Source organism: Methanoculleus sp. SDB, from assembly GCA_001412355.1.
Lineage (GTDB): Archaea > Halobacteriota > Methanomicrobia > Methanomicrobiales > Methanomicrobiaceae > LKUD01.
This window is the reverse complement of sequence record LKUD01000106.1, coordinates 1-8,706: the sequence shown is the minus strand read 5'-3', so window position 1 is coordinate 8,706 and position 8,706 is coordinate 1. Positions and strand designations below refer to the sequence as shown.

At 50.0% G+C, this 8,706-nt stretch carries 5 protein-coding genes and 1 tRNA gene; 5 read left to right on the top strand and 1 reads right to left on the bottom strand.

Annotated elements, in window-relative coordinates:
* Nucleotides 1–224: 224 nt before the first annotated feature.
* The 5 genes from APR53_06245 (at nucleotide 225) to APR53_06225 (ending at nucleotide 8,388) form a co-directional block, all read left to right on the top strand.
* Nucleotides 225–887, top strand: coding sequence for a hypothetical protein (locus APR53_06245; protein ID KQC02987.1), 663 nt, complete (start codon nucleotides 225–227; stop codon nucleotides 885–887).
* Between the two features lie 94 nt (nucleotides 888–981).
* Entirely contained in the window at nucleotides 982–1,206 is a 225-nt protein-coding gene (locus tag APR53_06240; GenBank protein ID KQC02986.1) for a hypothetical protein, read from the top strand.
* 569 nt (nucleotides 1,207–1,775) lie between these two features.
* Nucleotides 1,776–2,612 carry a hypothetical protein gene (locus APR53_06235; protein KQC02985.1) on the top strand — a complete coding sequence of 279 codons (837 nt, stop codon included), beginning with the start codon at nucleotides 1,776–1,778 and terminating at the stop codon, nucleotides 2,610–2,612.
* 12 nt (nucleotides 2,613–2,624) lie between these two features.
* Entirely contained in the window at nucleotides 2,625–7,790 is a 5,166-nt protein-coding gene (locus APR53_06230; protein ID KQC02984.1) for a hypothetical protein, read from the top strand.
* Between the two features lie 4 nt (nucleotides 7,791–7,794).
* Entirely contained in the window at nucleotides 7,795–8,388 is a 594-nt protein-coding gene (locus APR53_06225; protein ID KQC02983.1) for an acyl-CoA synthetase, read from the top strand.
* A gap of 243 nt (nucleotides 8,389–8,631) precedes the next feature.
* Here the strand turns inward: APR53_06225 and APR53_06220 are convergent.
* Nucleotides 8,632–8,704, bottom strand: a tRNA-Thr gene (locus tag APR53_06220).
* Nucleotides 8,705–8,706 lie beyond the last annotated feature (2 nt).

Here is an 8,706-nt window from a genome sequence, read left to right as displayed (position 1 = left end):
CTGCCGGATGACGTCCCGCCTGTTACTGCAGCGTAACGATGACATCGATGACCCCCGTTCCTTCATCGAGCGATCCCAGCGCTTTACCGAGGATGGTGCCACTAGGGTAAAACGTTCGACCGTTATACTCCATCGGCTCGGCCTTCATCGCATGGCCGGGCGTTGCTGATCACCGGCGCGTCGCCATCTCCGGATCCGCTGGCACAGGCAAGAAGATTCTTGCCATGGAGGAGGCGGTGCGTTGCCACAATGCCGGTGAGCGTGTCCTCCTGACCTGCTACAACAACCCGCTTTCCGGGTTCATGAAGAAGACGCTTGGAGAACGGGCGGCCCTCTCAGTTGGCAACTACCACGGGTTCTGTGACGGCCTCTTCCGGAAAGCCGGTATCAGGCTCGACCGGACAAAGATCGACAACACTCTCTTCCTCGAACAGTACCCGAAGTGCCTTGCCGAAGCCCTTGCTGCCTTGCCTAAGGAGCGGTACGATGTGATCATCATCGACGAGGGGCAGGACTTCCCCCCGGAACTGCTCACATCCCTTGAGCAGGCGCTCGACCCAACCGGGAAAGGGAAGATCCGGCTCTTCTACGACGACAACCAGGACGTGTACCATAATCGGGGGCAGTATCTCGAAAAACTCCACGAGATCCCGTTCGCCCTCACCTTGAACCTCCGCAACCCGCAGAAGATCCACGAGCTCGCCCGGCACTTTTACAAGGGAAAGGAAACATCCGCCATCGGGCCCGAGGGCCTCGAGGTAACGTGGATTGTGGCGGAGACCCCGGACGAGGTACGATGGGCCCTTCACGATTACATCCGGCAGCTGGTCGAAAAAAAAACGCATCCCGCCCTCCGATATTGCGGTCCTGATCGCAACCCGCGATGACAAAGAAAAGTTCAGCCCCGATGGGAAGCAGGCCGGGCTGCCGTACCAGTTCTGCAACGAGCGGTTCGCGGACGGCGCTGCCCCAACTATCGTCATGGACTCGGTGAAGCGGTTCAAAGGGCTGGAATCGCCGGTCGTGGTTGTTGTGCTGGATGAGAATTTTCTAGCGAGCGAGGAGATGCTGTACGTTGCCTTCTCCGGGGCCCGGTCGCTGCTGGCGGTTATGGGGACCCGAGAGGGGATGGGGAGGATACGGGATACAGGAATCAAACTCCGAGATCTTGGAACAACTGTTATACCACGATGTAAACTTCGATAACTCCATCGATTTCACCTGCTAGAAAGCATTTGCAGGCCAAACAGTCTTTTTTCAGTCGTTCCAAGGATCTGTGATTAACTCCGCCGGTGCTGTAAATCGGGCACCAACGAGGAAGGTTGTATGACGACAAACGAAGTAGCCGGATGCACCCCGCAGGGGCGACATGTTACCTATTTGACAGTAACACCTGTGTATGGTGATGTTTGCAGTGTTCCATACAGTGGAGCGACGAGGGAAGCGAGGAGCGGAGTCGCATGGCTGGTTGGGGGAAATATGTCCATGAGGGTTTTCTGTCCTCAAAGGGATTTGTCAGCCAAGAAGCACATCGATCGGTTGAACGGATAATCGATTGTTCTGATGCGCTGAGGATGAACCCAATAATAAAACCATAAATTATTTATATTATGCATATTTTCTAGTAATCGCCGATAACATCGATGGATGTTACCACGAAGCACGATCTATACTTCGTGCTATCTGGGATGTGAAGACATCGTAGGATAGGCTGCGTGGACACTGTGTTTGCGCGTTTTCCATTCTGTTACCGGCTTCAGCAAAGGAGCCGAAGTATGAAAACAGAGAATTATTCTCGTAAAATTGGGGTCATTGGCCTCGGTTCTGTTGGTAAAGCGGTCAAGCATGCTCTTGAGTTCTATCACTCATGTGCCGGATATGACATCCATGGGGAGTACTCCTGGGATGATGTTCTGGAAACGGCAGCGGTTTTAGTATGCGTTCCCACGCCCGAAGGTGCGGATGGACGGCTTGACTGCTCAATCGTAGAGAGCGTGCTCTCGAGGCTTTCCACAAGCAAATACCCTGGCGTCGTCGTTATTAAAAGCACAATCGGCATCGGATTCATGGAAAAGGCAACTGCCGAATTTCCAGAGCTTCGATTCGTCTATATGCCCGAATTCCTCCGTGAAAAAAGCAATTTTACATGGTTCGTGAATCCTGATCGCCTGGTATTCAGCGGAAATGAAGAGGATGTCGACGAAGTACTGCGATTTTTCTCCTGGGTCGAAGATGACGTACCAGTGATGAGAATGACACACCGAGAGGCTGAAATCGGCAAGCTGGCCCATAATGCCTACATTGCACTGAAAGTCAGTTTTACCAACGAGATTGAACAGATATCAGAGGAGATGGGTGCAGATCCGGCCTCTGTGATGAGTGTGATATGGGCAGATCGAAGAGTGATCTCCAGAGAACATCTTCGGCCGGGTCTCGGGCCATATGCGGGAAAATGTGTTCCGAAAGATACACGCGAACTAGTCAACGCATCTATGCACGCAATGCTCTTGAAGGCCGCCGAGGAACAGAACAACCAGCTCCTCGCACGAAAAGATGCATTAACGAGTAGAAATTTTCCATACCTTGCGGATGTGGACAGGAACACTGCTTAAAGAAGGTGCTTCATGGCAGATGTTGCTGTTCTCATACCAACACGCGATAGGCCGGACTCTCTTGCAAAGGCGCTTGAATCGGTCGCAGCACAAACCAGATGTCCAGATTTCGTTGTTGTAATCAGCGATTGTGATTCTACATTCGAGAACGGGACGAATAGAGTTATCCGGAATTTTACCGAGAAATTTGCAAAGATCGAATGCATACGGAATCGCAGAACAAAGAACCTTTCAGGGGCCGTCAACACGGGCCTCGCACATCTCATCGAATTGGGCGTTTTCCCTGAATCGACGTTCATCGCGCTGCTGGATGATGACGACGAGTGGGAGTCAGATTATCTGGAACAATGCCTAGAATCCGCAGATTTGGGAAGTTATGATCTTGTCGTGAGCGGCCTTATCAGGCACGAATCGAAAACAGATCGCGGCACAGCGCTTTCCATCCCCACAAGTCTCTCGACACATGATTTTTTCATCGGGAATCCGCACATCCAAGGCTCCAATCTCTTTGTCCGTTTTTCCACAATGCTTCAGGCTGGAGGATTTGATGAAGCCCTCGAAAGTACGACGGATCGCGATATCTGTATCCGCCTTCTGGATCTCGGTACAGTAAAGGTCGGATTTGTCCCGGCGCACCTTGTCCATCACTGGGCGCTCCCCACGCAGGAACGGTTATCCACACCGGGATCTGAGAGAAAACAGAATGGATTAAGGGCCTTTTACTGGAAATATGCGCCACAAATGTCTTTACCTGAACGAGAAGCGTTCAGGAAACGTGCATATGACCTCTTCGGGTGCACGGTTGAAGACCCTCTGTTCGCGGAATGCACATGCGAGGAGGAGACGGACCATCAGCAGTGCATTCCAACAGAGGGCGTAAAATTTCCCATCGTTGTTGGTTTTATGGCCACGAGAATGGATTCAACAGAGAATCTTCTCGACGATCTTGTGACTCTCTTTGGGACTTCAGATGTCGGGAGAGCGGTTGTCATCTATGATAATACCCGGTCGACAGCTCAATTGCAGGGACTGATTGAGCATCCGAAGTATGCTTCTCTCAACTGTATGATGATTGATGCCGGGACAATTGAGAGAGAAAGTGAACGAGGGACATACGGAAACTATCTTGTAGAACCTGATAATCGAAATGGCATCGCACCCGGGCGTACTGTCCTCCATCATATCCTCTATCGAGAGTCCAAGAAGTTTCCAGGGTCTGTTGTATGGGTGCTGGATGACGATATCAGATTTGAAACGGTGGAAAAAGACGGCATGGTTGTAAAGATAACCCTCGTAGAGGTACAGCGAGCAATTCTCCACATGAAAGAACGGGGAATAAGCATTGCAAACGGTCAGGTCACGGGCGATGCCCCCATCCCCGCACACAGCATGCTCCGGACTCAGCTTGTCGATCTCCTCTCACACCTGAAGATGTACGAGGCAGGGAGCTCCGTCATCGGTAAACAATCGGATTTTCTTCCAATAATAGCATCGAAGTATCCGGATTACTACTACGATTACTCGGACCTCCATACTGCACATCTGGAAATACCATTCTGGACCGGCATTGATTGTGATAAGTTGCTTCGGCGGATTGCAGATATCAGGAGCGGGATCAATCTCTTCAGACAGGTTGTAGCAACAGAACCTGAATCCAGACTTAATGAGGATGCCACACGAACAATCCCCCAGCGTGGTGGCAACACGATGGTGCTAAACCCGGAATGCCTCCGGATGTTTCCAAACATCTCACCCCGAATCAATGCCACTAATGTTCGGCGGGGTGACACATTCTGGTGTATTCTCAACGGCCGGATCAAGGGTCAAATCGTTGATAGATTTCCAGTTGCCCTGAGGCAGGAACGCACTCATGAGGCAGGATCGAATTTCAACCTTGATACCCTCCGTTCTGATATGTATGGCAACGCTTTCGTACGATCGATGGATGCCTACTATCTCCGCAAGATCGGGGAAACCGGAGAACTTCCCCGGAGGATCAGACTCGCCATCAGCGATGAAGATATCGATGCAATAGTTGATGCGTTCCGAAAAATCTTGGAGCGAAGACTTCTCCGATTTGTAGAGAATGGCTACCGTATTTGGGGGCTATGCAATGCGATTGATGCGACACTCAGTGCAAGCAGATTCCAACAGCAAGATGAAACCAAGGCGGCACTTCGATTTATCCGGGAATTGAAGGAGGTATATTCACCGCAAGAGATCTGGCGATTTTATGAGATTACGAAGCTGTTTCAGGAAGATGACCTGAAGACATTCCTGCGGAATTTCCACGATTCTATCACGTCGTACCGGAGCTGTCTATCACCCGATATGCTTCCCGAGAGCGTCGAACATGCACGTGGGATGATAGCCTCGATCCTGAAAAAGCGCAATGAGGCAAAGCCCCAGGAACTGAAATACCTCGGTCATGGTCATGAAGGAGCGGTCTTCACAGATGGTATACGGGCATATAAATACTTCTTTGCTGGAAAGGCGAATTTCCAAGACGGGAGACTCGATCTCCTACGCGATCATCTTCTCAACAATCCAGAGCTTCAACATATTTGCCGGTTGCTCGAGATCGTGGAGGATACGGGAGAACTGGTATTCGTAATGGAATACGCTGAGGGATCCGAATACAGAGGAAATCATCTCAAGGACATCTTGGCTCTGCTTGACGAGTGCCGATGCGCGGGGATTGCTTTCACAAACTTACATCCAAAGAACCTTATCATCACTAAAGATGGTCTCAAACTCATCGATCTCGGCGACTCATTTGTTCCTTGCAACGAACGCGAATATCTTCAAATGTGCAGGCGGGCGTATCTCACGTACCGATGGCATTTCAGAGATGATGTCTCCGAGTTGATGAGTCAAGCACTATTTGATCCGAAACTGCCGGAACTGGCAGGATTTGAATATTTCTTTAGTGCAACACAGAATAAGCATAAAAGCGCACTCCTGGATGAACGTATCATTTCAATTGCAGCTGAAGGGGGACCAAGTCCTGTTTTGGACTATGGATGCGGCTATGGAGCAATAGCCGAGCCACTGGTAAAAAGGGGATTCGATGTCACCGGCTACGACATTGATGCATCAGTTCTCGTAAAGAATCTGGCGAAACATCATTCTGCACGGTACATTGGCAGGAATGATCTGGCCTTTCTCAAAGAGACTGGGGAAAGATTCTCGAAGGTTATCTGCAGCCTGGTTCTCTGCACCATAGAAGATGATAATGAGGTAACGGATGTTGTCGCGGATATGCGAGCGCTCGTTACAGATGATGGTGAAGCAATTGTCGCATTCTGCAACCCCTTCTATACGTTCACTGAAGAATCGGAAACGCACATTAAAATCGATCTTCCAGAGGAGCACCGATATCACGACAAATTCATATTCCGGAAACAGATGAAAGAGACCGGCAAGATCAGGACAGAAGTTCACCGGCCGTTTTCTTTCTACAAGCATCTTTTCCACAGATGCGGGTTTGACATCACGAATATTGAAGAGATCAGGAGTACAGATATTCAGCGGCTCTGTCCATCGAGCGACTACCTGATATGCAGGCTCAAACCTCTGAAAATACCGGACAAAAAGTCTGTTTCGCTCCTCATACGGGCGGGCGCAATGGAATGGCAGACGATCGATTTCCAGATCCGACATATCATCAGGCAACTTCAAGGCCCGCAGTCGTTCGTGGAAACTCTCGTTGTAACAGATACCCACAATGGGCCGTTTTCAAGGCAGTATACCGAAGTAAATCAGAAAGAATTCCGGGAAAAACTCGATGCATGGATGCGGGAAGGAGTCATCGATCGCGTCATAGTTGCACCGGATGAACCGCCCCTTATCGAAGAGACATTTCAGAAGTGGTTTGGGGTAGGGTCCAGACTCCCCCGGTGCGAAAACGGACAGCCAACATTCATGTCGCTCTATGGTATCGAGCAGTGCGTGGGAGATTATGTCCTACAGCTAGATAGTGACTGTCTCATCTGCCGCCTTGACCGTGATCATGACTACCTGGGTGATATGATCAGCGTCTTTGAACAGGATCCTGACGCTCTCACCGTGTCTTTCAATATCGCACATGAGGAAGACCATCCATATAATGCCAATAATTCTGGTGTGAAGTGGCGGACCGAGGTTCGATGCTCTCTCATCGACAAAAGAAGAGTCGAAGATGCCCTCCCGATGTCAAATGGAATTAATTCAGAAAGCATACTCACGTTGCCCTGGCATCGATCGATGGATCTTCTCTTAAAAAGCGGTAAAAAACAGTCGTTCCGTGGCGGCGATCATAGGACATTTTTCATCCATGTTCCCAACGACCGCAAGACGGATCCCAATGAGTGGTATACAATCATGCATCGGGTAGAGGCAGGCCAGATCCCCCACATGCAGTATGGCAATGTTGATCTGAAGGGATCGCTTCAGGACTGGACAGGCAGTATGAATCAGGAGTATGTATTTGTTGTCCGTGGTCAGAATGTCCCAATCCCGAAACTCCGGCGGTGCGCCGATTCACTCGCAAGGCAGCGATCTCGAAATTTCAGTATTGTCTTTGTCGACGCGTGTTCTTCCAACGCTATGGCTGAGTACATCAGAGAGGTTCTCCTCGATGAATGGGGTGGCAACGCTACATATTTCGGAAATTTGATGGCTATCACGCCATTGGAGAATCACGACATTGCGATCAGGAGGATCTGTTCGAATCCTGAGAGCGTCATCATTACCCTGGATGCCGATGATGCACTGATCGGTGAAGACGTCATCAAACATCTCGATGGGATCTATCGAAAAGGGGCAGATTTATCAGTCGGCTCAATGCTGAGAACGGATAAATTCGTACGGTATGCCGTTACATTCTCAAGTCCACGAAGTGCACGAGGAGGAAATGTCTGGCAGCATCTTCGATCATTCAAGAAGTATCTTTACGACGCAATTCCGGAGGACTACCTGCAGATCAACAGTGAATGGATTCCCTACGCTGAGGATTGGGCCTTCATGGTTCCGATGGTGGAGATGGCAAACAAGCCAATGCACATCGCCGAACCGCTCTATTTCTACGAACCCACGGGTGGAAAAAATGAACAAATGCGAGCGATACGCGAGGACTTGATTCATAAGATTATGAGCAAGCCTCCTTTGCTGCCAAATATGCATCAAAAAGGAATGTGAGACAATGCAGCTCAATGATGACAATATATCTGTTGACCGACGCCCGATCGTGGCTGTAGTCGGTGACGCACGGTTGGACGAAGATTCTGAAAAATACCGCATTGCAGAGCAGCTCGGGCATGCTCTGATAACTGCAAGGTATCGGCTCGTAACGGGAGGACTTGGCGGGGTGATGGAAGCTGTGTCACGCGGAGCTCGAAGTTCCCCTGAGCACCAGGATGGAGATATTCTTGCCATCCTCCCCGGCAAGGATCCGTGTGAAGCGAACGGCTATGCAGACATCTGCATTGCAACAGGGATAGATACAGCGAGAAATGTCATTATCTCCAACTCTGATGCGCTTATTGCCATTGGAGGTGGATCGGGCACGCTCTCGGAAATAGCTATGGCATGGGCGCACGGAAGACTCATTCTTGGATATCGGGTGGATGGCTGGAGTGGTGAGTTTGCGGATCAACGCGTTGATTCACGTATCCGTTATCCGGATATTCTTGATGATCGAGTATATGGTGTATCTTCGAAAGAAGAGGCACTCAAATACCTGAATCTGATCCCATTGTATAACACGCGATCATCCGGTATAAAATGGAGAAAATGAGACCCTGCATTCCTTGATCGTGCCTCAAATCTGCTATAAACAATATCTATTTCTCAAAGAGACGGATTATTTTGCAATGAAGCCGGAGGAACAAGTCCACCTGGCGTTCGATTCTCTTCAAGGAGACCCGAAAGAGATACGCCGGGTGCTTGCAGGTGCACCCACACTACCCTAGTGATCCCCACTCGCCTTATCGGATTAAAACGCTCTGAATTCTCAAAAAGCTTTGAACAAAAGGAAAAGAGCCTCAGGCGAGATTTGAACTCGCGACCTCGTCCTTACCAAGGACGCGCTCTGCCGGCTGAGCCACTGAGGCAC

Coding starts and splice junctions, on each gene's coding strand:
- APR53_06245 (KQC02987.1), top strand. CDS start 225: ATGGAGGAGGCGGTGCGTTGCCACAATGCCGGTGAGCGTGTCCTCCTG.
- APR53_06240 (KQC02986.1), top strand. CDS start 982: ATGGACTCGGTGAAGCGGTTCAAAGGGCTGGAATCGCCGGTCGTGGTT.
- APR53_06235 (KQC02985.1), top strand. CDS start 1,776: ATGAAAACAGAGAATTATTCTCGTAAAATTGGGGTCATTGGCCTCGGT.
- APR53_06230 (KQC02984.1), top strand. CDS start 2,625: ATGGCAGATGTTGCTGTTCTCATACCAACACGCGATAGGCCGGACTCT.
- APR53_06225 (KQC02983.1), top strand. CDS start 7,795: ATGCAGCTCAATGATGACAATATATCTGTTGACCGACGCCCGATCGTG.